This window comes from Paenisporosarcina macmurdoensis (assembly GCF_042658845.1).
In the GTDB taxonomy this organism is placed as follows: Bacteria; Bacillota; Bacilli; order Bacillales_A; family Planococcaceae; genus Paenisporosarcina; species Paenisporosarcina macmurdoensis.
The window spans coordinates 68,572-90,599 of sequence record NZ_JBHSRI010000019.1; the positions used below are offsets into that span (position 1 = coordinate 68,572).

Sequence of the window (22,028 nt, forward strand, 5' to 3'; positions counted from 1 at the left end):
GCGTGCTAGCCAGAGATTAAGCCGTTCAGTTTTGAATCACTTTTCCCTAAAAAAACGGTCAAATCAAACCTATTTTATTAACAAAATAAACAGCCAAATATAACCCAAATTAGCACCTCTTTTCGAGATGCTTTTTATAAATCGCAGAAAATTTTAAATTTTTAGAGGTAACATGGGTATTATTGGTATAATAATTAAAAGAGATTTTCTTATTGAACTAACGGGTCAGGTTAGTGAAAGAGTCTTGATTAATCTTTGCTCTGCAATCGGGCAATTATCTGGAATGAAAATAATTTTCTCAATTGTATAAGTTTGTAATAATTGGTGTTAAGCAAACTGACCAGTTTATTAGTTTGGTTAATTAATACTATCTTAAATGAGCGATAAATCTGTTAATTGGAGGATAATCAAAAATGAAGAAAATGGTTAATGTTCTTTTGGCATGTATTATGGTTATGACATTAGTGGGATGTGGTGGAGAATCGAATGAACATGTAGGTGAAGCAAAAACGCCGTCAGGTTCAAGTGTCCAAGAGGGCAGTAATTATCAAGATGTTATTGATAATTTTGAAGAACAAGGTTTCAAGAATATTAAAACAAAAAAACTGGATGATTTAATTACAGGTTGGATAACAAAAGATGGAGAGGTTGAAGAAGTATCTGTTGGTGGTGATATCAATTATTCTCCAGATGAATGGGTATCTGCGGATACAGAAGTCATTATTAAATATCATACATTCAAAATAGAAGATACTGAGAGTGCAGCAAAATCTAAGGTCAAGGATAATTCAAATGCGGAAAAGCCAAAAGCAGAATCTAAGGTAAAGGATAATTCAAATGTGGAAAAACCAGAAGAAGAAATCCTAACGGTAGAAAACAATAAAGAATTGGCAACAATACTTAGCACAAAAGATGAGACTAGTCCTCTTTTTAAAAATTTTGCTGAGAAGTATGATGGAAGAACTATTGAGTTTGATGGGAATACCGCTTATGTGAGTCCTTACAGAGATTATAAAACAAGATTTATTTATTTAATTTTTGCTGGTGACTACAGTACAACTACTTTCTCGGGACCTGAATTCCAATTTAAAAATGTTGATTATTATGGTTTACATCTTACAGGCGATAATATTCCTGACCCTTTTGGAGCAGGTCATAATATTCGTATCACTGCTAAGGTTGTGGGATTTGATGAAGATCCTAATTTTATTCTACTCGAGCCAGTTTCTATCAAAATGAGATAAATATCTTTAACACGTACCTAAATAGGTGAAAATGATACTATAAGTTACAACCAGTGGTAGCATATGCGAAGTTAGGATTAGAAAATCCGAGGATTGAGCGTCTGAATCTAAAGAAAGAACAAATAAATCAATTGATAAGACAACCATAATCCCAGTCGAAATAAAGTTATTCATGAGGGCATATGCTCTTGAGTGAGTTTTTTGAGATGTAATAAAGATTGCGAAGTAAATACTTAAAGTAATGATGGGCGTTTCTGTAACGTGAAAGATTGCACTAAAAGTAACGGGAGCTTTAGTTTAATAAGCGGAGATAAAAATTAGGCTTACTAAAAATTTGAACTAGACAAACACTGAGAAAATACTCAGTGTTTTTTTCTTATTTCCGATCACAAGCATTCATTTCCCAGTTAACAGGTTTCTTGTTTAGTTTTTTCGATTGTATTTTCGTCAATGCAATTCCACCTATCTTTATCATACGAATTAGATACCTAAATACTCAGATTACAATCACAATTGTAATAGCAATAATTGACCTGTCAATAGTATGTTTAGTTTGAAGGTAAAATCAATATAATCTTAATATATCAATGAAAAAATAGACACCCAATTTACTAGCTAATTGGTGGCAGATGGCAAGCCATCTACCACTATTCTGTTCATGACATTCACTTTAAAGAAAAAATAAACGGTGACAGACGCAGCCACAATTGCCATTCAAATTGTGGCTCTCATCAGCTCTCCATTGTTCCGCATGTAGTCGCACCATTGAGTCAATTTCATTTATACCTTTTGATGGATGAAAAACTCCTTTAAATTTTCTAAGAATTTCATTATTTGATTGGAGTGAAGGGCGGCGACTCCAGCGGGAAAAGCATGAGCTGAAGACCCCACAGGCGAGCTTGCTCGTCGAGGAGGCTGAGGCCATGCCCGCGGAAAGCGTCCGCCCGTAACGGAAATCGATCTATATAACCTGCTACGCTTTTCTATGTACAAGACCGGTCGTGCTTCACGCGACCGGTTCCTCTCTTGTCAATCAAGTAAAACTTATTTCCCCACTACTCTTAAGCTTGGTTCTGTGAATTTATGTTCAAGTACTAGGATTCGTTCATTCAGATGGGCAATCATACGAATTAGTTGTTCCATATGTAGTTCCATTCGAATGAGATGATCAGGTGTAGCTTTCATATTGGGTGAATTCCTTTCTCTTGGATTTGAGAAGTTGTGTACAAACCATCGGTGCGGTCTACCGAGGCAATTGAAGCTATACAACAGGTAATTCCTTATGCTCTTGTTCTGTGAAAATGAAATCTTCTGTTGCTTTCGATTCTTTCGTTACATGTGTGTGTTCTGAAGATTCTTCTGTTCTAGGTTTCGTTTGTAGAAACTGGACTTCTTCAACAATCACTTCTGTGACAAAGATACGATTGCCATCTTCTTTTTGATAGGATCTTGAATGAATATGTCCATTAATCCCAACAAGTGAGCCTTTTCCACAATACTTGACCGTGTGTTCGGCAAGTTTCCCCCATACAGTACAGAGTACGAAATCCGCTTCATCTCCTTTAGCATTTTTGTACGTACGTTGTATGGCTAACACAAAACTTGCTTGCACTCTACCTTCTGACAAATGCCGAAGTACCGGATTCTTTGTCATTCTCCCAATCATCCCGACTTGATTCATTTATTCACCTCCTTCTTAGGTATTGAATTTATTGTACAAAGGACTTAAATTGTTGGCAAAGAGCCAAAAATTCATTTTGACCACTTTTGCGTTGGTGAAAATTCAATTTTTAAGGTTCTATATTTTGACAAAAACTGCACATTCTTAAGTAGCTGTAGGCTGAAACCCAGTTTGTCATTATGGCATTTTGGCTAGTTTCCGAAGATTTTTCAACTCTGTGTTATACTAGATTCAAGTAAACTTTGCGGAAAGGCTGTGAGCTTATTGAAAACGTTTAAAATGTTGTCCATGACAGTGGTTCAAGGGGACCAAACCATCTCAATCCCCCTCGTAGATGGCATCATTATTAACCAAGAAAACAGCCACCGATCGTGGATTTTGGAAATGTATGTAGATAAAACTGACAGCACCTTTTTTGAACAATTTAAAAACTCTGGTGAATTGATGGAAGTAAAAGTCATCATTTCGTATCCTGAAAATGAACCAGCAAGCTTTGAAGTCGCTGTGAATGCTGTGAAAACAATCGGAGATTATGTGTCGGTATTGTTTACAGGAACATTAAAACGTGTACGCAGAAAATATGCGGAACAACTTTTATCAGAACTCATCTCAAATGGCATATCAGGCGAAGAACTTATTGCGCGCTTTGAAAAAGATATGCGCAATCGACCTCAATTAAAAAAAGACTCAGCTACTGTTTAACGTAGCCGAGTCTTTTTTTGAGTTATTCGTTCTACAAAGTAACAATCATGTCGAGTGTTGAGCTATCGTGGCATTGTTCCGATATGTTTTTCTTGTTGAGAATGCCGCTACTGGTCTAACTCGAACTGATTTTTTCTTCATTACTCGTCTTTGTCGTCCGCGTCACGTGTGTCCATGTCATCTTCTAATATTTCTTCTTCTTCCGTATTCGGGTCTTTCATCATGTCTTTATCTTCGTCGACATTTTTGTCTTCCTCAGTTGGGGTAACATCGCCATTAGGCACTACATCTTGAACATCTTCACGAACATCGTTTGCATCATCTTCCATTGGTGTTTCATTTGTTGGGATATCATCGTCTCTCATATTACAACCAACCAATAATAAAGCACTCATACCAAATACAACCGCATTTTTTTTCCACATAAAAAAGTTCCCTCCTTTCTCTAATGGTTCACCACACTTCGTGTGATTCAAAGTAGGTTGCCCGAGAAAGGAAAGAACTATTTATGCTTTTTGTTTTTCTTTTAAAAGGGATTCTACGTATGTAGCTTCCGCTTTACACGCATAATTAAAGTGAGTATTACTCTCTTCTTGCATGATTTCTATTTTTGCAACTTGATCTTCTGACGGTGGCTCATTCAAAATTTTGTCTATAACTTGGTTGATTTTTTTTGCAACTTCTTCGTGAAATTCAGGGTGCTGTTTACATTCCACTGAAATTTTATCTGCCCAAAACGGTGATTCATTTATATAGTTGCGCCATTTCAAAATAAAATCTTCCATTTTGAAGTTATTTTCAGACCACTGAATAGTGGCCATGTATTGTTGAAATACAACTGAAATTGAGCGGGTTATATTACTTTTCACTGTAGCTGGTAATTCTTTGTACATTAAGCGTAAACCTCCTACGAAAAGCTACACCGTCTACTTTAGTATTCCCTTAGACGAATAGCATTAAACAAAGTGCTAAATAGTGTAAATTACGTTGTTTTCTCAACAATCGGTCCTAGTGCGAATAGTATATCCGTTTCGCACGCGATTTCACCATCTACTGTTGCAATAGCATGTCCTTTGCCCATTGCGCCGCGGATTTTAGTGAACTCGACTTCTAATCGAAGCTGATCTCCAGGAACAACTTGACGTTTGAAACGACAGTTATCAACGCCCGTTAAGAAAGCGAGACGACCTTTATTTTCTTCTTTATTTAATAAAGCCACTCCACCAACTTGCGCAAGTGCTTCGATAATTAAAACACCAGGCATAACGGGATATCCAGGGAAATGTCCATTGAAATAATCCTCATTAATGGATACGTTTTTTAAACCAACTGCTCGTTTGCCATCTTCAATCTCAATAATTCGATCAACGAGTAAAAATGGGTAACGATGTGGTAAAATCTCTTGAATTTGTTGTGCTGATAAAATCACGTGAATTCCTCTTTTCATAAAACGCAGATTTAGGACTGTTTACCGTTTAATATATCCAAAATATGTTGCCAAGTCTCCCATTTTAGGGCATCTTTTGGATCACCGTCACCTACGTACCCATAACCAATTGTTAAGCCAGCTGCAATCGCACCAACAACAAGAGCTGAGACTAGAATGATGCGAAGCCATATCGGGAAAAGACGGATTTGAACCCACCAAGTTTTCTTTTTGTCCTTAGCCTGAGCTTTTTCAGCTTTGTGCTGTTTCCGCTTTGAAGATGCTGTGGTATTCACTTGTTGTTGTTCGTCTTTTACTTCTTTCGTCATGCGTCGCTCTCCTTATCTTGTATCACTTGTGATTATGAGTTGTACCACACTTTATAGTCGAGTTGAGACTTTGCCGATGTTATTCAACATAATGCCTGTCCCAATTGCTACACAATCCATTGGATGTTCAGCAATCAATACGGGTACTTTAAGGGCGTCAGCAAGCAAGGAATCTATTCCATGCATCAGCGCACCGCCACCAGTTAAGATGACACCTCGATCGATTATGTCTGCAGATAATTCAGGTGGTGTTTTTTCTAACACATTTTTTGCTGCTTGAATAATAAGTGAAACTGATTCGCGTAAACATTTTTCGATTTCTTCAGAACGAATGGAAATAGTTCGTGGTAGACCTGTTAACATGTCACGACCCCGAATATCCATTTCTTCATTGCGTCCCCCAGGAAATACCGTACCTATCTGTATTTTAATATTTTCAGATGTACGTTCACCTATTAATAATTTATATTCGCGTTTTATGTATTGTAAAATATCATTATCAAATACATCTCCAGCAACTTTAATTGACTCAGACGTCACAATGTCCCCCATTGAAAGGACTGCAATATCAGATGTTCCGCCGCCAATGTCAACGACCATATTACCACTTGGTTGGAAAATATCCATACCCGCTCCGATTGCTGCTACTTTTGGTTCTTCTTCTAAATAAATTTTCTTACCGCCAGATTTTTCAGCAGCTTCACGAATTGCTTTTTGTTCTACACTTGTAATATTTGTAGGACAACAAATTAAGATTCGAGGCTTTGAAAAAAATCCTTTGACGTCTATTTTATTAATAAAATGTTTTAACATAGCTTCAGTCACATCAAAATCAGCGATGACTCCGTCTTTTAGTGGACGAATCGCCACTATATGTCCAGGAGTACGACCTACCATTTGTCTTGCTTCTTCCCCCACTGCTAAAACTCGTTTCGTTTTACGATCCATTGCCACGACTGACGGCTCATTTAATACAATTCCTTTGCCTTTAACATGTATTAATACATTAGCCGTTCCAAGATCTATTCCAATATCCTTAGCAAACATGAACACCTTGTTTCCCCTTCCCGCGTTTCCCCACATATTTGAACGTTCTTTTTTTGTCTCTACTAACTGACTATTCTATCATAGAGAGCTAGTAATTACATCTTTTTTCACAGACAAAAAACGTTATGACGAGTCTTTCGTCATAACGTTTTTTGTGTTTTTTCTTCCTTCTGTTTCCACATCTGTTTAGTGGCTTCCCCGCCTCGAATATGTCGAATCGACTTATGATAAGCAAGGATTTCACTAACTTCTTTGGCCAGTGCTTCATTCACTAGTTTTAATCGTTCTGTTAAATCTTTGTGCACCGTACTTTTCGAGTAACCTGATTTCTTTGCAACGGCGCGTACTGTTAAACCCGTTTCATGGACCAATTCACCAAGCTCTAGGCAACGTTTCCGGATCTGTTCGTGCAAGACCGCATCCTTCCGTACAGAACGTTTCCTATACCGTATGCTTTAAATTTGGGACTTAGAACGCTAAATACGTACCTGGGTTAACTGCTTCACCATTATCAAACACTTCGAATTGTAAATGAACACCTGCTGTTGCGTTAAAATCATTTTCAGTTGTAGTCGCTAGTGGTTTACCTTGTGGAACAACATCTCCCACTTTAACTAGAATTTCTTTAACTGAACGATAACGTGTTACCAGACCATCTTCATGTTCAAGAACAACTTCGTCTCCAAGGAATGGATCGAGATTTACTTCTTTTACAGTTCCAGTCATTGCAGCGACGACCTCAAATGGTGCTCCATCGATTGAAATGGAGACCCCATTATTTGTTTCATACGTTTGATTGAATACAAGAAGGGAATTTTCTTGTGATTCTTCTGTAGCGTTGACATCATAGAAATCTTGCAAAATCGTCATATGATCAAGCATAGCTTCATCAAATGGGAATTTCATGCTTTCTTTTTGTGCTGTTACTGCAATTTTCTCCCCGCCCTTGTTGCCGTCAACTTCTGTTCGTGGTCCATCTGCGACTTCACTATCTGGGCCAATAAACGCGTTATAGCCCCAAATCATGCCGACAAATAATAGCGAAAATCCTACGTAAATAGCCGGCCATAGCCACGTCTGTTTTTTACTTGGTTTTTTTGGTAGAGAAGGATTATTAGATTTTTCCTCTCGCATATTCATCACCTCTGTTGCTAGTGTTGTCAGCGATTTAAGGTTTTAAACATGCTAATTGAATAGATTGGAAATTTTTTATTTCTGTATTGGGATAATAATGCTTTAAGATCCCTTCAGCTTTGCTGCCCTCCTGCGCCATCGCGTTGGCTCCGTATTGACTCATCCCCACCCCATGCCCGTATCCTTTCGTTGATACGGTGATTAAATTAGGATTGGATACATCAATGTCAAAATCCGTTGATGGGAGCCCCAAGATGTCACGAATTTCACGGCCCGTCCATTCGCGTTTCGCAGTGGTCACTTGTTGAATGCGTTGTGATTCATTTGGTTTTAAAGTCAGTTGTTTAAAGTGATCAGCCGTCCAACTAAAACCAAATGCGTCGTTCCACTCTTTCAGTGTGAACGATTTTGTTTGTTTAAATTTAGGCGAAGTGCTGTCGCCTAGACTATCAGTTGTTATTAAATATGGAATTTCAGTCCCGCTGTATCCTTCTGCGCTTTCGGTCTTGCCGTTGCTCGTCGAGAAGAACATGGCTGTAATGAGCTCGTTGTTATAGGTGAGAATTTGAGAGGCTGTTTCTGTAACTGCTTGAACGATGTTTGCTGGAGGTTTGCGTTCGCTTTCTGAGACGAACGCCTGGTGTGAGGTTGTGGGTTTAATAGTAGTTGCTCCGAAATTTGTTGTTTTGAGTGCGAATGTACGAGCGGCAATGGCCTGTGCTTTTAAAGCCTCTAGATTGAACGTAGAAGGCATTTCTGCTTGAACCACACCTTTGATGTATTCTTCTAATGGAAGCGGCTCAGCAAGCCCCTCCACGCGAATCATTACTGGATCACACGCAATTGCGGCATCCGGTGGAGGTTCTTTTACTTGTTGCGGTAGTTTCTTTATTAATTGCAGTGGCAGGAGGAATAAACAGAGACATACGATAATAATGGCTAAGTATCTCATGAAGGAATATATGTATTAAGAGAGCAACATATGAAAAGTGTTTATTGTGGAATAGGCTGTTGGTATGGAAAAGATAGAGTGTATTAGAGAGACAGACGATGATAATTTGGAGACAGTTGAGAATCCAACTGTCTCTTTGCTGTTAGTGACGCTTACTATCTATGAAGCGAAAAGGTTTTCAGTGCGCTTTGGTCGTATCTTCTGCTGCACTATGATCTAGGGAATAAAGAGTTGGGCTTGTGACTGCGTCACTTGCCCAACTCTGTTCTTTTAGATCATTCTGCGGCTGGGATTCGTCCTTTGCTCCCTTTCAACCTGGACGCTAACAGTTACCATCGTTTGGTTTACTAGATAATCGTTACTTTTTTTATATAGATATTCGGCCAAAGATGGTATTTCGGCCTCTTTCTGCTTAATTTATTTTAGAGCGTTCTTAAAGTCAGTAGTCAAAGTTACTTTATAGAAAAGATAAACGGTTGCAGACGCAACCACAATTAATCCTTCAAATTGTGGCTCTCATCAACACGACACACTCACGCTTGCTCGTTAAAGAAATCTAAGTGAAGTGATCCTTCTGGTGCAAAAAGGTTTTCAGTGCGCTTCGGATGCTTCCACTGCTGCATAATAATCTAGAGAATTAAGGGCTTGGGCTTGTGACTTCGTCACTCGCCCAAGCTTTCTTTTTTCAAATTATCTTGCGGCGGGTGTACGTCCTTCGCTCCCTTGCAACCTGGATGCTCAATGTTAAGTTCGTTTGGTTTACTAGAGAATCGTTACTTTTTTTATATAGATATTCGACCGGAAATGGTATTTCGGTCTCTTTCTGCTCAATTTATTTTAAAACACTTCTTAAAGTTAGTACTTTTGAAAAAATATACAGTGATTGGTGTAGAAAATCTCATTTTTCATTCTTCCGAAAAATCTCAGTCTGACTTTTCGAGGTTGACGTCTGAAAAAATGGCGTTGACGTCTGAAAAAAACACCTCCACGTCTGAATAATCGGCATTGACGTCTGAAAGACAGGATTAGCACAAAATATCGGGCTATACGATGACACCGCAAAGTTTCCAGATCCCCTTTCGACGTTTCTTTTGCTATACCTTGGTCTAGAGATTTGAGAAAACATCTTACATATAGAAGAACAAACTGAACTTTCATCAACACTATTCACGCTTACCGCTCTTAATGAAAGGACAGTCACTAAAATTAAATTACTACATGCCAGTTGTTGGGGAGTGACGAAAGCATCCCAGCTACAATATTATCTATAGTCGTAATTGAGGGGATGCGATAAAGCCACATCCTCTCAATACTTAATTATAAGGTAAAGGTACAGATTTTTTTCCGAGCTCCCCTAAAATCTGAGTGAATATTCTTTCGGATTTCATGTTGTTCAAAATGGTTCAAACAGCAGCGCAGCGAAAACGAAACCATTCAAAAGCCTTTAGATAGGAGCCATTACACTAAGCTGCATGGCTCTTTACTGTTAGTGAGAGGTTATTATGCCTTATCTACTTCAATAAGTTTGCTCGTGAATGATACAGGTTTGATCGATAAATCTTCTGATATAGTGATAAATATTCCATAATTGAAAGTGGTCATCAATAAGTTTCCGACAAATCGCAACAAAAAAACCGACATCTTGGGTATAAGATGTCGGTTTTTGGAATAGGATAGGATAAGGGAATTAAACGGTTTGCATTACCTTTTCATCTGATGATTCGGATGAAACGCGTTCAATGTCTGCACCAAGTGATGCTAATTTTAAGTGGAAGTTCACGTAACCGCGATCTAAGTGATAAAGCTCAGTGACGCGTGTAACGCCTTCAGAAGCTAGGCCAGCTAAGATTAATGCTGCAGCTGCTCGTAAGTCAGTTGCTGCTACTTCAGCACCTTGTAAATCAGAAGGACCTTGCATAATTACAGAACGACCTTCAATTTTAACATTACCATTCATGCGGCGGAATTCTTCCACGTGCATAAAGCGGTTTTCAAATACTGTTTCAGTAAGCATACCATTACCAGTTGCCGTTAACATTAAAGCCATCATTTGTGATTGCATGTCAGTAGGGAAACCTGGGTGAGGCATTGTTTTAATATCCACAGATTTCAATGTGCCAGTTGCACGGATTCGAAGTCCGTCCTCTTCTTCATTGATGAGAACGCCCATTTCTCTCATTTTCGCAATTAATGCTGTCATATGTTCAGGAACTGCGTTTTCAATTGTAATGTCACCTTTAGTAATCGCTGCAGCTACCATAAATGTCCCTGCTTCGATGCGGTCAGGAATAATGTGATGAAGTGTTCCTTCAAGCTCTAGAACACCTTCGATGCGGATTGTGTCTGTACCTGCACCTTTAACACGTCCACCCATTTCGTTAATAAAGTTAGCTAAGTCAACAATTTCTGGCTCTTTAGCAGCATTTTCAATGATTGTTGTACCTTCTGCTAAAGCTGCTGCCGTCATAATGTTTTCAGTTGCACCAACGCTTGGGAAGTCAAAGTAAATTTTAGCACCCTTTAGACGACCTTCTGTTTTTGCTTCAACGAATCCGTGACCAAATGAAATTTCTGCACCCATTGCTTCAAACCCTTTAAGATGTTGATCAATTGGACGTGAACCGATTGCACAACCACCTGGAAGAGCAACTCTTGCAAAACCATTACGCGCTAAAATTGGTCCCATAACTAAAATGGAAGCACGCATTTTACGTACATATTCAAATTGAGCTTCACTTGATAAGGTAGTAGATGAATCGATAATTACTTCATTGCGTTCAGGGAAGTACTCCACTGTAGCGCCTAAACTTTTTAACACTTCATTAATCGTGTAAACATCAGCTAAATTAGCTACGTCACGAATAATGTTCTTTCCTTTTGTTGCTAAGAGAGCTCCAGCTAAAACGGGTAATACCGCGTTTTTAGCACCCTCCACTCTTACTCTACCTGTTAACTTGTGGCCGCCTTTTACTACTATTTTTTCCAATGATTGACCCTCCATGTACTCTATATTATTTTCATTTATCTATCTGTCGAATAAACTCGTATGATGTCATTTATTAGGAATAAAACATTTCTCATATTACAGTCATTTTGTGTTTAACACAAGTATCGATACCCTCATTTTTTCGAAAATATTCCGACAAGAAACTGTCTTATATGATACGTAAGTCCCGAGTGCTTTGTGTCGGTCAAAACGAAACTCTTTTTTATAAGTGATTCTACTTACATGTTCCCTATAATACTAGATTCAAAACATCCTTCGACAATTTATTTCCCGGGCAATAAATAATTCTCTCCATGGCCATAGCTACGAAACTGATTCATCTTTATGGACAGAAAGAGAATTCCCTACATAAAGAGGTACGGCATTTGTCTAGACCAACTCGACATTGCGAGAAAAAAGTCGGAAACAGTTGTACCAATGGCGATGCTTAAAAGGATATATAAAAGTTGTACTTGAAAGACATGTTGTTTTTTGACGATTTTCTCGATCATTACTGCTCGCAATGCAAAGAATGTAATTCCAATAAAGAATGCGTGCGATAAAACACCTAAAATTGCTTGTTGACCGATTTCATTATACATATCGCTGGCTCCCTTCGACTAAGTTGAAGATTATTAATGCCTTTTACAACAGCTTGTGCCCACTTTAACAAAACGTTTAAAAGTTAGAATTCTGTTTAGTCACGATATAAATGCAACTACTCACGATATATTTCATTTAGTCACGATATAACCACAACTACTCACGATATACTTCATCTAGTCACCATATACCTACGACTACTCACGATATATTTCTTTTAGTCACGATATACCACTCACGACTGACGATACATTCTCGCTATGACTTGATTTAACGCTTAAACAAAGCTGAAAATCTGAACTTCATTGTAATCCATAAAAAAACGAGTCGAAGAGAAGGTTCTCCTCGACTCGTTCGTTTTTTTTAGATGTTACCCTCATAAACGTTGATACGATTCATTGCACGTTTCAATGATAGTTCCGCGCGGTTGAAATCGACGTCGTCTTTTTTTGATAAGTTCAGACGTTCTTCAGCACGTTTCACTGCTTCTTTTGCACGGTCTACATCGATGTTCGTTGATACTTCAGCTGCTTGAGCTAAGATCGATACTTGGTCAGGTCGGATTTCAAGGAAACCGCCGCTTACCGCGACGATGTCTGTTTGTCCGTCTTTTTTCAAACGAATGGCACCCACTTGTAGTGGAGCAACCATTGGAATGTGTCCAGGTAACACACCGATTTCACCAGTTGCCGTATTAGCAATGATCATGTTGACTTCTGAATCGTATACCGGGCCGTCGGGAGTGACAATATTGACTTTGATGGTCTTCATTTTTTCCCCTCCTGGTCCCTGTAATTAAACTTCAACGCCCATGCTTTTCGCTTTGGCAATAACTTCTTCAATGCGTCCAACTAAACGGAAAGCATCTTCAGGTAAATGGTCATACTTACCTTCAAGGATTTCTTTGAATCCTTTAACAGTTTCCTTAACAGGAACGTATGAACCTTTTTGACCTGTGAATTGCTCAGCTACGTGGAAGTTTTGAGATAAGTAGAACTGAATTCGACGTGCACGGTTAACCGTTTGCTTGTCTTCATCAGATAACTCATCCATACCAAGAATCGCAATGATATCTTGAAGTTCTTTGTAACGTTGTAAAGTTGATTGTACTTGACGAGCTAACTGGTAGTGCTCTTCGCCAACAATTTCAGGTGTTAAAGCACGTGAAGTTGAAGCCAAAGGATCTACTGCTGGGTAAATACCCATTTCAGATAATTTACGCTCTAAGTTTGTTGTTGCGTCTAAGTGAGCAAATGTTGTTGCTGGAGCTGGATCCGTATAGTCATCGGCAGGAACATAAATCGCTTGGATAGATGTAACTGAACCTGCGTTTGTAGACGTGATACGCTCTTGCAATTGACCCATTTCCGTAGCAAGAGTTGGTTGGTAACCAACGGCTGATGGCATACGACCTAGAAGGGCTGATACCTCAGAACCTGCTTGAGTGAAACGGAAGATGTTATCGATGAACAATAGTACGTCTGCACCTTGATCATCACGGAAATATTCTGCCATTGTTAAACCAGTCAAGGCAACACGCATACGTGCACCAGGCGGCTCGTTCATTTGACCGAATACCATTGCTGTTTTCTTGATTACGCCAGATTCGCTCATCTCGTGGAATAAGTCATTTCCTTCACGCGTACGCTCTCCAACACCTGCGAATACCGAAATACCGCCGTGCTCTTGTGCGATGTTGTTAATTAATTCTTGGATTAGTACAGTTTTACCTACACCAGCACCACCGAAGAGACCGATTTTACCACCTTTAATGTATGGTGCTAATAGATCTACTACTTTGATACCTGTTTCAAGAATTTCAACTTCTGTTGAAAGGTGTTCGAATGTTGGTGCAAGACGGTGAATTGGATCACGGCGATTTTCTACCGGGATTTCTTCGCCTAAGTCAATTACTTCACCAAGAACGTTAAATACACGACCTAGAGTGATGTCACCAACTGGAACTTTAATTGCTGAACCAGCGTCTGTAACATCCGCACCACGCATCAAGCCATCTGTTGATGACATTGCTACTGTACGGACAGAGTCGTTACCAAGGTGTAATGCTACTTCAAGAGTTAACGTTGAAGGTGCTTGGTTTGGACGTTCAATCGTAACTGTCAATGCATTGTAGATTGCTGGTAAGTGGCCATTGTCAAACTTTACGTCAACAACGGGACCCATTACTTGAAGAACGTGTCCTATGTTCATACTTGTTCCCTCCTGTCATAACTTATTACTTCTATTCTAAGGCCGCTACGCCGCCAACGATTTCTGTAATTTCTTGAGTAATCGCCGCTTGACGTGCACGGTTAAATTGTAATGTTAATGCGCTAATTAAATCACTAGCGTTATCGGTTGCGCTCTTCATTGCTGTCATACGTGCAGCATGTTCACTTGCTTTGCCGTCTAGTAAAGCACCGTAGATCAAGCTTTCCGCATATTGTGGAAGCAACACTTCAAGAATGGCATCGGCTGAAGGCTCGAATTCATATGAAGCTGTTGAACTTGATGGGGTGATGTCCGTTAACGGTAGCACCTTTTTCTCTGTAACGTCTTGTTGAATGGCGCTAACAAAATGGTTGTAGTACATATAAAGTTCATCATACATACCTTCTGTGAACATACCAACAGCCTTGCGCGCAATTTCCTTAATATCTGCAAATGAAGGTTGGTCTGGTAAAGCGACCATGCTTTCAATCACTGTAAGGCCACGTTTCGTGAAGAAATCACGCCCAACACGTCCAACTGCAAAGATTACAAATTCGTCATTTGAATTGTGACGCTCACGAATTGCATTCGTTACAGCACGTAAAACGTTACTGTTGTATGCACCCGCAAGTCCACGATCAGATGTGATGACTAGGTAAGCTGTTTTAGCTACAGGACGAGAAGTTAACATTGGATGTCCACTGTCTTGAGTACCTGTTGCAATTGCAGTTACGACTTCTTGAATTTTGGCCATGTAGGGAACGAATGATTTCGCATTCAATTCAGCACGGTTCAATTTCGAAGCCGACACCATTTGCATCGCTCTTGTAATTTGGCTCGTTTTCTTTGTTGATGTAATTCTGGTTTTTATGTCGCGTAATGATGCCACTGGTATTTCACCACCTTATCGTTTTTTATTCATCCAAAAAGATTACTCTGATTTTGCAAATGTCTTTTTAAACGCAGAGATCGCGTTTACTAAGTCTTCGTCAGCAGGAAGATCTTTTGTAGTACGGATGTGATCCAAAACGTTTGTGTGGTTTGAGTCTAACCAGCTATGCAATTCGTTTTCGAAACGAGTGATATCTTGAACTGGAATATCATCTAAATGACCACGTGTTAGAGCGTAAAGAATCACAACTTGTTTTTCAACCTTAATTGGTTTATTCAAGCTTTGTTTCAATACTTCTACGATACGTACGCCACGGTTAAGTTTTCCTTGTGTAGCTTTATCAAGGTCAGAACCGAATTGAGAGAATGCTTCAAGTTCACGGAATGCAGCTAAGTCTAGACGAAGTGTACCCGCAACTTTTTTCATTGCTTTAATTTGAGCTGAACCACCAACACGTGATACTGAAAGACCCGCGTTGATTGCTGGACGTACACCTGAGAAGAATAAGTCAGATTGTAAGAAGATCTGTCCATCGGTAATCGAAATTACGTTTGTTGGAATATAAGCAGCGATATCGCCAGCTTGTGTTTCAACGAATGGAAGAGCTGTAATCGAACCGGCCCCAAGTGATTCATTCAACTTCGCAGCACGCTCAAGTAAGCGGCTATGTAGGTAGAATACATCCCCTGGATATGCTTCACGGCCCGGAGGACGACGAAGTAATAATGAAAGTTCGCGGTAAGCAGCAGCTTGTTTAGATAAATCATCATAAACAACCAATACGTGCTTGCCTTCGAACATGAATTCTTCAGCCATTGTAATACCAGCATAAGGAGCTAAGTATAATAATGGAGCTGGTTGTGATGCTGATGCTGTAACAACGATTGTGTATTCTAAAGCGCCGTTTTTACGAAGCGTTTCAACTACGTTACGAACAGTTGATTCTTTTTGTCCAATTGCAACGTAAATACAAATCATGTTTTGGTCAGCTTGGTTTAAGATTGTATCAATCGCAACAGATGTTTTACCTGTTTGACGGTCACCGATGATTAACTCACGTTGTCCACGACCGATTGGTACTAATGCATCAATCGCTTTGATACCAGTTTGCAATGGTTCATGAACCGATTTACGGGCCATAACCCCTTGAGCTGGGCTTTCGATTGGGCGAGTTCTTGTTGTGTGAATCGGGCCTAAGCCGTCAACTGGTTGACCAAGTGGATCGACAACACGGCCGATCAATTCTGGGCCAACTGGTACTTCCATAATACGGCCTGTACGACGTACTTCATCGCCTTCTTTGATGTCTGTATATGGACCAAGGATAATAATACCAACATTGTTAGCTTCCAAGTTTTGTGCCATTCCAAGTACACCAGTTGAGAACTCAACAAGTTCTCCAGCCATGACGTTATCGAGACCATGAGCACGAGCGATACCATCACCAATAGTGATAACTGTACCTACATCGCTAACTTTCATCTCAGATTGATAATTTTCAATCTGCTGCTTAATTAGAACGCTGATTTCTTCAGCTTTGATGCTCATGTATGTCACCTCTTTCATTTATTATAGTTAACTTAGTAATTGTTTTTTCAAGCGATCAAGCTTGCCGCTAACGCTGCTATCGAAAATACGATTTCCGATTTGAAGACGAATGCCACCTAATAACGACGGATCAATTTCGTTTTCAATGCGTAACGTTTGTTTTCCAACTTTATGGGCAAATGCAGACGAAATCGCCGCACGCTCATCATCAGTTAAAGGACGTGTAGAATATACTTTCGCATCAGCGATACCTTGTGCGTCATTCGAAAGTGCTTCAAATTCAGTTGCAATTTCTACTGTTTCGTTAATACGTTTGCGGTCAACCAACAATTGAAGAATGTTGACAACAAGTGGATTGGCTTTACCAAACAGTTCACGAATTAATTCTTTTTTGCGTTCTAAAGAAAGTTTTGGCGAAGCAAGCAAAGCCTGCAAATCACTATTTTCTTTAAAAACAACTTTCACTTCACGTAAATCTTCTTCTACTGAAGTTAGTTGGTTATGTTGTTGTGCAAGTTGAAATAACGCTAAGGCGTAACGTTGCGCTGCAGTTGATTGACTCACCCTACATCGCCTGCCTTCGCAATCGTTTGTTCGATTAACGCACGGTTATCTTCCTCAGAAATTTCTTTCCCAAGAACTTTAGATGCGGCAAGAACAGATAGAGATACAACTTCTTCGCGAACTGATGCGATAGCTTTATCTTTTTCTGTTTCGATTTCACGGACAGCTGATTCTTTCAAACGGTTCGCTTCAGCACGTGCAACAGTGATGATTTCTTCACGTTGTACATCGCCTTGTTTCTTCGCGTTCTCAACAATCGCTTGTGCTTCCGTTCTCGCTTCTTTTAATAAACTACGTTGTTGTTCTAATAACTGGTGTGACTCTAAACGGCTATTTTCAGCAGCTTCGATTTCACTCGCAATCAAATCTTCACGTTGTTTCATAACTCCCATCAAAGGACCCCAAGCAAATTTAGCAAGCAAGAGCATCAAGATGATGAAAATAACTAAAGTAGCAAAGATGTCACCTGTGTTCAAAAATTCTACTTCATGACCATCAGTGGCACCTAGTACGAGATAATCCAAAAACACGATTGTTTCACTCCCTTCAAGAGCTTCATTCTATAATTAATCTAATAAGATGTTTTTCAAAAAAGTCAGTTGATCAAAATGATCAGTATTCACAAGAGAATGGCGAAGGCTCTTTAAAGCTGAACTCCGCCATTTTCATATATTCGCTTTAGATTAACGGTTTAAAGTGATGAACGCGATAACTGCTGCGATGATTGGAAGTGCTTCAACTAGTGCAACACCGATGAACATTGTTGTTTGAAGAACGCCACGAGCTTCTGGTTGACGAGCGATACCTTCAACTGTTTTTGAAACGATTAATCCGTTACCAATACCTGCACCAAGTGCACCTAAACCGATTGCTATAGCTGCTGCTAATAAACCTACTGAACCTACCATAATTAAATTTCCTCCTTGGAATATGTGTTTTTTTGTGTTAGTCGTTCAAATAAATGAACATTATATTAATGGTCGCGGCTCACTTTGTGGGCCATATAAACCATCGTTAACATAACGAAGATAAACGATTGGATTGCACCAACGAATATCGAGAAACCTTGCCAAGCCATTGTTGGCAATATTGCACCAGCAAAGTGTAGATAACTTACAGAGCCTAAACTTGCAAGTAAGCCAAGTAGGATTTCCCCTGCATAGATGTTACCGTAAAGACGCAGACCGAGTGTCAACGTATTTGCGAACTCTTCAATAATTTTCAAAGGTGCTAAGAAAGGAAGTGGACGTAAGAAGTCTTTTCCGTATTCTTTAATACCTTTCATTTGGATCGCGTAGAAGTGAGTTAAAATAACGACCATTGTAGCAAGTGTCATAGCAACTAGTGGATCAGCTGTTGGTGATTTCCACCAAAGTTCTCCGTTTATGATGATTGAAAACGGAAGTCCTAACATGTTTGCCACGAAGATAAACATGATTAGTGTAATTCCAAGTACATGGAATCGACCACCTGTACTCCAGTCCATGTTGCTTTTGATAATGCCTTTTACGAAGTCCATAACCCACTCCATAAAGTTTTGCATACCGGTTGGTTTCATACTTAATTTACGTGTGGAGATAAAAGCAATTAAGAAAACAATGAGTGCCGTAACCGATAGCATCAAAACGTTAGATAGATTGAACGTAAGTCCAAGCCATACAACGGTTGGATTCTCATGATGCACGATGTATTCACCTCTCTTTCACAATTTGATTAATGGTATTTCACATGGTATACAATTCTGTCTACTAATAAGTAAACATATGGAATCATCAACCCAATGACCGTGCTATTTAAATGAAATTGTTCGGGAATAGACATAGCAACAGCAACCGCCGCGATACCTGAGGCGAACCTGAGTGCCGTGCCGAGTGAGGCTACTTTCTTCCCTTCACTTAAGGAGCGGTCAAATTTCTCCAATCTTCGTACGAGGAGCCAAAAATTATACAGGCCGAAGAGGCCGCCTAATGCTAAGCCAGCAAACACGGTTGGATAAGGTGTGAAACCCCAGCCTAGCGCACAAAATGCGAGCAAAAAAAATATGAGTTTCTTTTGCCTAGCGTAAACTTGCTGTAAATCTAGCATAGATTATGTATCTCCTGAGTCGTATTTTCGAATGGTCAGAATTATGGCTGTAACACCGGTAGCTAGACCAGTGAACAGACACAGAACTAAAAATAACGGGGTGGTGCCTATTTTGTTGTCGAGCCACATACCTGTGAAAACACCGATTAAAATAGAACCAACAAGTTGTGAGAGAATAGCCGAGTACAGAGCCATTCCTTGTAAAGGACGTCTTGTTTGACGCATGATGATCCTCACGTTTTTGCATTTTTTGTAAAACCGTGAATCTGGTAGAAAGTAGATATGACAAGGTCCAAAAGCATAGTTGCCCGTTGAAAGCCCTCTCATTTAATCCCTTGTAAGCATACAATAGGGGTAAAATGATGTCAATTGATTCCCGTGAAAAACTTCACAAAGGTGCATACCTCGACATATAGTCGACAAATTTATGAACACGCGGATGCGTTGGTTTTAATTAGTGCTGAAAACACTGGATTATTTTCGATTGGCATGATGCCAGTCACCCAACTATGTTAATAGAATTTGTTGTACTTGCTTACATGATACTTTACTAAGTTTCTTCTATATTAAATGTGTTTCAAATAGAAAAGGACTACCGAAGCAGCCCTTTATGATTTCTACCTATTTAAATAAACTTTCAATGCTTCGACGATACGTCTAGAAGCTTCTCCATCCCCATAAGGGTTTGAAGCTTTTGACATGGATGCGTACTTCTCTTCATCCGTTAGCAATTCTTTTGCTAAGCCATAAATTGTTTCTTCATCTGTTCCCGCCAACTTCAATGTACCCGCCGCAATTCCTTCAGGACGTTCAGTCGTATCGCGCAATACAAGAACTGGCTTCCCTAAAGAAGGTGCTTCTTCCTGCACGCCGCCTGAATCAGTCAATATAATGAAAGAACGTGCTGCGAAGTTATGGAAATCAAGTACTTCTAATGGTTCGATCAAGTGAATGCGTGGATCGTTTCCAAGTACTTCATTCGCTACTTCTCGAACAGCTGGGTTCATATGGACTGGATAGACCACTTGAACGTCATCATGTTCTTCAATTAAACGTTTAATTGCACGGAACATATTGCGCATCGGTTGTCCTAAGTTTTCACGTCGGTGTGCCGTTAATAAAATCATGCGATCTGTGCCGATTTTATCTAACACTGGATGCGAATACTCTTCGCGTACTGTTGTTTTTAACGCGTCAATTGCCGTGTTGCCTGTAACAACAATGCGATCTTCAGGTTTGTTTTCACGACGAAGGTTTTCTGCTGACACTTCGGTTGGTGAGAAGTGAAGGTCTGCCATCACACCTGTCAATTGACGGTTCATTTCTTCTGGGTACGGTGAGTATTTATTAAACGTACGAAGTCCAGCTTCCACGTGACCTAACGCAATTTGGTTGTAAAATGCCGCTAAGCTTGCAATGAAAGTCGTTGTCGTATCACCGTGAACTAACACGATGTCAGGCTTCGCTTCTTTCATAACTGCATCCAATCCTTCAAGTCCTCGTGTTGTCACGTCTATTAAAGTTTGACGGTCTTTCATAATATTCAAATCGAAATCTGGTTTGATGCCGAATGTATCCAACACTTGGTCAAGCATTTGGCGATGTTGCGCCGTTACCGTCACGATGGATTCGATATCGTCAGTATGTTTTTCAAGTTCTAATACAAGTGGTGCCATTTTAATTGCTTCTGGTCGTGTTCCAAAAATCGTCATTACTTTCCATTTTTTCGTCAACGTCAAAGCACTTCCTTACTTATTTTGTTCCGAACAAACGGTCTCCAGCGTCGCCTAGTCCAGGAACGATGTAACCATGGTCGTCCAGTTTTTCGTCAAGCGCTGCAATATAGATGTCTACATCAGGATGCGCAGCTTTAAGAACTTCCACACCTTCTGGAGCAGCGATTAAGCACATAAACTTAATGTTTTTAGCGCCACGTTTTTTCAATGCGTTGATGGCAACAAGTGCAGATCCACCCGTTGCAAGCATTGGGTCAACTAATATAAAATCACGCTCTTCAACATCCGCTGGGAGCTTCACATAATATTCGATAGGTTGTAATGTTTCAGGATCACGGTATAAGCCGATATGTCCAACTTTAGCAGCAGGCATTAATTTCAAGATGCCGTCTACCATGCCGATTCCAGCACGTAAGATTGGCACGATACCTAATTTTTTACCTGATAATACTTTTGCTTTCGCAGTTGTGACTGGTGTTTCCACTTCTACATCATCTAGAGGCATATCGCGTGTAATTTCAAACGCCATCAAAGTAGCTACTTCGTCGACTAGTTCACGGAATTCTTTTGTACCTGTTCTCTTGTCACGAATAAAAGTTAATTTATGTTGGATCAATGGATGATCAAATACGAATACTTTTCCCATTATGCCCTCTCCTTTACGTTCAAACTTCATCTATTATAGCAGAAAAAACGCATTGCGCTCGACTTGAGATGAAATCGGATTTTTTAGAAAGTTTGTGAAATCTGTTATTGGGTTGAGGGGTCATGTGGTTATTCCCCTTCATTTGGGTTTATTCCCCTTCACTTTGTGTTTATTCCCCTTCGCGGCTGCTTTATTCCCCTTCATTCTCTATTTAATCCCCTCCAACTATTGTTTATTCCCCA

At 39.7% G+C, this 22,028-nt stretch carries 26 protein-coding genes; 2 read left to right on the top strand and 24 right to left on the bottom strand.

Annotated elements, in window-relative coordinates:
• The first annotated feature begins 413 nt into the window (after positions 1–413).
• A complete protein-coding gene (locus ACFPYN_RS12645) occupies positions 414–1,244 on the top strand; it encodes a DUF4839 domain-containing protein (RefSeq protein WP_377734667.1) in 831 nt (276 codons plus the stop codon).
• A 1,044-nt stretch (positions 1,245–2,288) separates the two neighbouring features.
• Here the strand turns inward: ACFPYN_RS12645 and ACFPYN_RS12650 are convergent.
• Positions 2,289–2,429, bottom strand: a complete 141-nt coding sequence (locus ACFPYN_RS12650; RefSeq protein WP_377734668.1) for a hypothetical protein — start codon at positions 2,427–2,429, stop codon at positions 2,289–2,291.
• A 76-nt stretch (positions 2,430–2,505) separates the two neighbouring features.
• Positions 2,506–2,925 (bottom strand): single-stranded DNA-binding protein, encoded by a 420-nt coding sequence (locus ACFPYN_RS12655; protein ID WP_377734669.1) that lies wholly within the window; start codon positions 2,923–2,925, stop codon positions 2,506–2,508.
• Between the two features lie 264 nt (positions 2,926–3,189).
• On the opposite strand from ACFPYN_RS12655, the gene ACFPYN_RS12660 reads away from it, so the two are divergent.
• On the top strand, positions 3,190–3,627 hold the full coding sequence (locus tag ACFPYN_RS12660; protein ID WP_377734671.1) for a YwpF family protein: 438 nt from the start codon (positions 3,190–3,192) through the stop codon (positions 3,625–3,627).
• 140 nt (positions 3,628–3,767) lie between these two features.
• On the opposite strand, the gene ACFPYN_RS12665 is transcribed toward ACFPYN_RS12660, so the two are convergent.
• The 22 genes from ACFPYN_RS12665 to upp form a co-directional block, all read right to left on the bottom strand.
• Positions 3,768–4,052, bottom strand: a complete 285-nt coding sequence (locus tag ACFPYN_RS12665) for a hypothetical protein (RefSeq protein ID WP_377734672.1) — start codon at positions 4,050–4,052, stop codon at positions 3,768–3,770.
• Positions 4,053–4,133: 81 nt separating this feature from the next.
• The gene (locus ACFPYN_RS12670; RefSeq protein WP_377734673.1) at positions 4,134–4,520 is read right to left on the bottom strand and encodes a hypothetical protein; all 387 of its coding nucleotides are present in this window, start codon (positions 4,518–4,520) and stop codon (positions 4,134–4,136) included.
• 89 nt (positions 4,521–4,609) lie between these two features.
• On the bottom strand, positions 4,610–5,053 hold the full coding sequence (gene fabZ, locus ACFPYN_RS12675) for a 3-hydroxyacyl-ACP dehydratase FabZ (protein WP_377734706.1): 444 nt from the start codon (positions 5,051–5,053) through the stop codon (positions 4,610–4,612).
• Positions 5,054–5,085: 32 nt separating this feature from the next.
• On the bottom strand, positions 5,086–5,382 hold the full coding sequence (locus ACFPYN_RS12680; protein ID WP_377734674.1) for a DNA-directed RNA polymerase subunit beta: 297 nt from the start codon (positions 5,380–5,382) through the stop codon (positions 5,086–5,088).
• A 51-nt stretch (positions 5,383–5,433) separates the two neighbouring features.
• Complete coding sequence (gene mreB / locus ACFPYN_RS12685) at positions 5,434–6,429, bottom strand: rod shape-determining protein (RefSeq protein WP_377734675.1); 996 nt, start codon at positions 6,427–6,429, stop codon at positions 5,434–5,436.
• 140 nt (positions 6,430–6,569) lie between these two features.
• Positions 6,570–6,842: a sporulation transcriptional regulator SpoIIID gene (locus tag ACFPYN_RS12690; RefSeq protein WP_377734676.1), complete on the bottom strand. Its 273-nt coding sequence runs from the start codon at positions 6,840–6,842 to the stop codon at positions 6,570–6,572.
• A gap of 55 nt (positions 6,843–6,897) precedes the next feature.
• Entirely contained in the window at positions 6,898–7,563 is a 666-nt protein-coding gene (locus ACFPYN_RS12695) for a peptidoglycan DD-metalloendopeptidase family protein (protein ID WP_377734677.1), read from the bottom strand.
• A gap of 34 nt (positions 7,564–7,597) precedes the next feature.
• Positions 7,598–8,389 carry a stage II sporulation protein D gene (gene spoIID / locus ACFPYN_RS12700; RefSeq protein WP_377734678.1) on the bottom strand — a complete coding sequence of 264 codons (792 nt, stop codon included), beginning with the start codon at positions 8,387–8,389 and terminating at the stop codon, positions 7,598–7,600.
• Between the two features lie 1,813 nt (positions 8,390–10,202).
• Positions 10,203–11,501 (bottom strand): UDP-N-acetylglucosamine 1-carboxyvinyltransferase, encoded by a 1,299-nt coding sequence (gene murA / locus ACFPYN_RS12705; protein WP_377734680.1) that lies wholly within the window; start codon positions 11,499–11,501, stop codon positions 10,203–10,205.
• Between the two features lie 365 nt (positions 11,502–11,866).
• Positions 11,867–12,103, bottom strand: coding sequence for a DUF1146 family protein (locus ACFPYN_RS12710; RefSeq protein ID WP_377734682.1), 237 nt, complete (start codon positions 12,101–12,103; stop codon positions 11,867–11,869).
• Positions 12,104–12,467: 364 nt separating this feature from the next.
• A complete protein-coding gene (locus ACFPYN_RS12715; RefSeq protein ID WP_377734684.1) occupies positions 12,468–12,875 on the bottom strand; it encodes a F0F1 ATP synthase subunit epsilon in 408 nt (135 codons plus the stop codon).
• Positions 12,876–12,899: 24 nt separating this feature from the next.
• Positions 12,900–14,315, bottom strand: a complete 1,416-nt coding sequence (gene atpD, locus ACFPYN_RS12720) for a F0F1 ATP synthase subunit beta (protein ID WP_377734686.1) — start codon at positions 14,313–14,315, stop codon at positions 12,900–12,902.
• A 31-nt stretch (positions 14,316–14,346) separates the two neighbouring features.
• The gene (gene atpG, locus ACFPYN_RS12725) at positions 14,347–15,204 is read right to left on the bottom strand and encodes an ATP synthase F1 subunit gamma (protein ID WP_377734687.1); all 858 of its coding nucleotides are present in this window, start codon (positions 15,202–15,204) and stop codon (positions 14,347–14,349) included.
• Positions 15,205–15,246: 42 nt separating this feature from the next.
• Entirely contained in the window at positions 15,247–16,755 is a 1,509-nt protein-coding gene (atpA, locus tag ACFPYN_RS12730; RefSeq protein WP_377734688.1) for a F0F1 ATP synthase subunit alpha, read from the bottom strand.
• A 27-nt stretch (positions 16,756–16,782) separates the two neighbouring features.
• Complete coding sequence (locus ACFPYN_RS12735) at positions 16,783–17,319, bottom strand: F0F1 ATP synthase subunit delta (protein ID WP_377734689.1); 537 nt, start codon at positions 17,317–17,319, stop codon at positions 16,783–16,785.
• Positions 17,316–17,849, bottom strand: coding sequence for a F0F1 ATP synthase subunit B (atpF, locus tag ACFPYN_RS12740; RefSeq protein WP_377734691.1), 534 nt, complete (start codon positions 17,847–17,849; stop codon positions 17,316–17,318). Before atpF ends, ACFPYN_RS12735 begins: the two co-directional genes overlap by 4 nt.
• A 153-nt stretch (positions 17,850–18,002) precedes the next feature.
• Positions 18,003–18,227, bottom strand: coding sequence for a F0F1 ATP synthase subunit C (gene atpE, locus ACFPYN_RS12745; RefSeq protein WP_024535550.1), 225 nt, complete (start codon positions 18,225–18,227; stop codon positions 18,003–18,005).
• Between the two features lie 65 nt (positions 18,228–18,292).
• Positions 18,293–19,003 (bottom strand): F0F1 ATP synthase subunit A, encoded by a 711-nt coding sequence (gene atpB / locus ACFPYN_RS12750; RefSeq protein ID WP_377734692.1) that lies wholly within the window; start codon positions 19,001–19,003, stop codon positions 18,293–18,295.
• 29 nt (positions 19,004–19,032) lie between these two features.
• The gene (locus ACFPYN_RS12755) at positions 19,033–19,404 is read right to left on the bottom strand and encodes an ATP synthase subunit I (RefSeq protein ID WP_377734693.1); all 372 of its coding nucleotides are present in this window, start codon (positions 19,402–19,404) and stop codon (positions 19,033–19,035) included.
• A 3-nt stretch (positions 19,405–19,407) separates the two neighbouring features.
• Complete coding sequence (locus ACFPYN_RS12760) at positions 19,408–19,629, bottom strand: AtpZ/AtpI family protein (protein ID WP_377734695.1); 222 nt, start codon at positions 19,627–19,629, stop codon at positions 19,408–19,410.
• 392 nt (positions 19,630–20,021) lie between these two features.
• Positions 20,022–21,137: a non-hydrolyzing UDP-N-acetylglucosamine 2-epimerase gene (gene wecB, locus ACFPYN_RS12765; protein ID WP_377734696.1), complete on the bottom strand. Its 1,116-nt coding sequence runs from the start codon at positions 21,135–21,137 to the stop codon at positions 20,022–20,024.
• Positions 21,138–21,156: 19 nt separating this feature from the next.
• Positions 21,157–21,786 (bottom strand): uracil phosphoribosyltransferase, encoded by a 630-nt coding sequence (gene upp / locus ACFPYN_RS12770; protein ID WP_377734698.1) that lies wholly within the window; start codon positions 21,784–21,786, stop codon positions 21,157–21,159.
• Positions 21,787–22,028: the final 242 nt, after the last annotated feature.

Bases quoted from the DNA above. Each gene is read 5' to 3' on its own strand.
- ACFPYN_RS12670 (WP_377734673.1), bottom strand. From the start codon at position 4,520: ATGTACAAAGAATTACCAGCTACAGTGAAAAGTAATATAACCCGCTCA.
- mreB (WP_377734675.1), bottom strand. From the start codon at position 6,429: ATGTTTGCTAAGGATATTGGAATAGATCTTGGAACGGCTAATGTATTA.
- ACFPYN_RS12710 (WP_377734682.1), bottom strand. From the start codon at position 12,103: ATGTATAATGAAATCGGTCAACAAGCAATTTTAGGTGTTTTATCGCAC.
- atpE (WP_024535550.1), bottom strand. From the start codon at position 18,227: ATGGTAGGTTCAGTAGGTTTATTAGCAGCAGCTATAGCAATCGGTTTA.
- ACFPYN_RS12665 (WP_377734672.1), bottom strand. From the start codon at position 4,052: ATGTGGAAAAAAAATGCGGTTGTATTTGGTATGAGTGCTTTATTATTG.
- atpD (WP_377734686.1), bottom strand. From the start codon at position 14,315: ATGAACATAGGACACGTTCTTCAAGTAATGGGTCCCGTTGTTGACGTA.
- ACFPYN_RS12695 (WP_377734677.1), bottom strand. From the start codon at position 7,563: ATGCGAGAGGAAAAATCTAATAATCCTTCTCTACCAAAAAAACCAAGT.
- atpA (WP_377734688.1), bottom strand. From the start codon at position 16,755: ATGAGCATCAAAGCTGAAGAAATCAGCGTTCTAATTAAGCAGCAGATT.
- ACFPYN_RS12760 (WP_377734695.1), bottom strand. From the start codon at position 19,629: ATGCGTCAAACAAGACGTCCTTTACAAGGAATGGCTCTGTACTCGGCT.
- ACFPYN_RS12680 (WP_377734674.1), bottom strand. From the start codon at position 5,382: ATGACGAAAGAAGTAAAAGACGAACAACAACAAGTGAATACCACAGCA.
- ACFPYN_RS12645 (WP_377734667.1), top strand. From the start codon at position 414: ATGAAGAAAATGGTTAATGTTCTTTTGGCATGTATTATGGTTATGACA.
- ACFPYN_RS12715 (WP_377734684.1), bottom strand. From the start codon at position 12,875: ATGAAGACCATCAAAGTCAATATTGTCACTCCCGACGGCCCGGTATAC.
- ACFPYN_RS12650 (WP_377734668.1), bottom strand. From the start codon at position 2,429: ATGAAAGCTACACCTGATCATCTCATTCGAATGGAACTACATATGGAA.
- upp (WP_377734698.1), bottom strand. From the start codon at position 21,786: ATGGGAAAAGTATTCGTATTTGATCATCCATTGATCCAACATAAATTA.
- ACFPYN_RS12655 (WP_377734669.1), bottom strand. From the start codon at position 2,925: ATGAATCAAGTCGGGATGATTGGGAGAATGACAAAGAATCCGGTACTT.
- ACFPYN_RS12755 (WP_377734693.1), bottom strand. From the start codon at position 19,404: ATGCTAGATTTACAGCAAGTTTACGCTAGGCAAAAGAAACTCATATTT.
- spoIID (WP_377734678.1), bottom strand. From the start codon at position 8,389: ATGATTCGCGTGGAGGGGCTTGCTGAGCCGCTTCCATTAGAAGAATAC.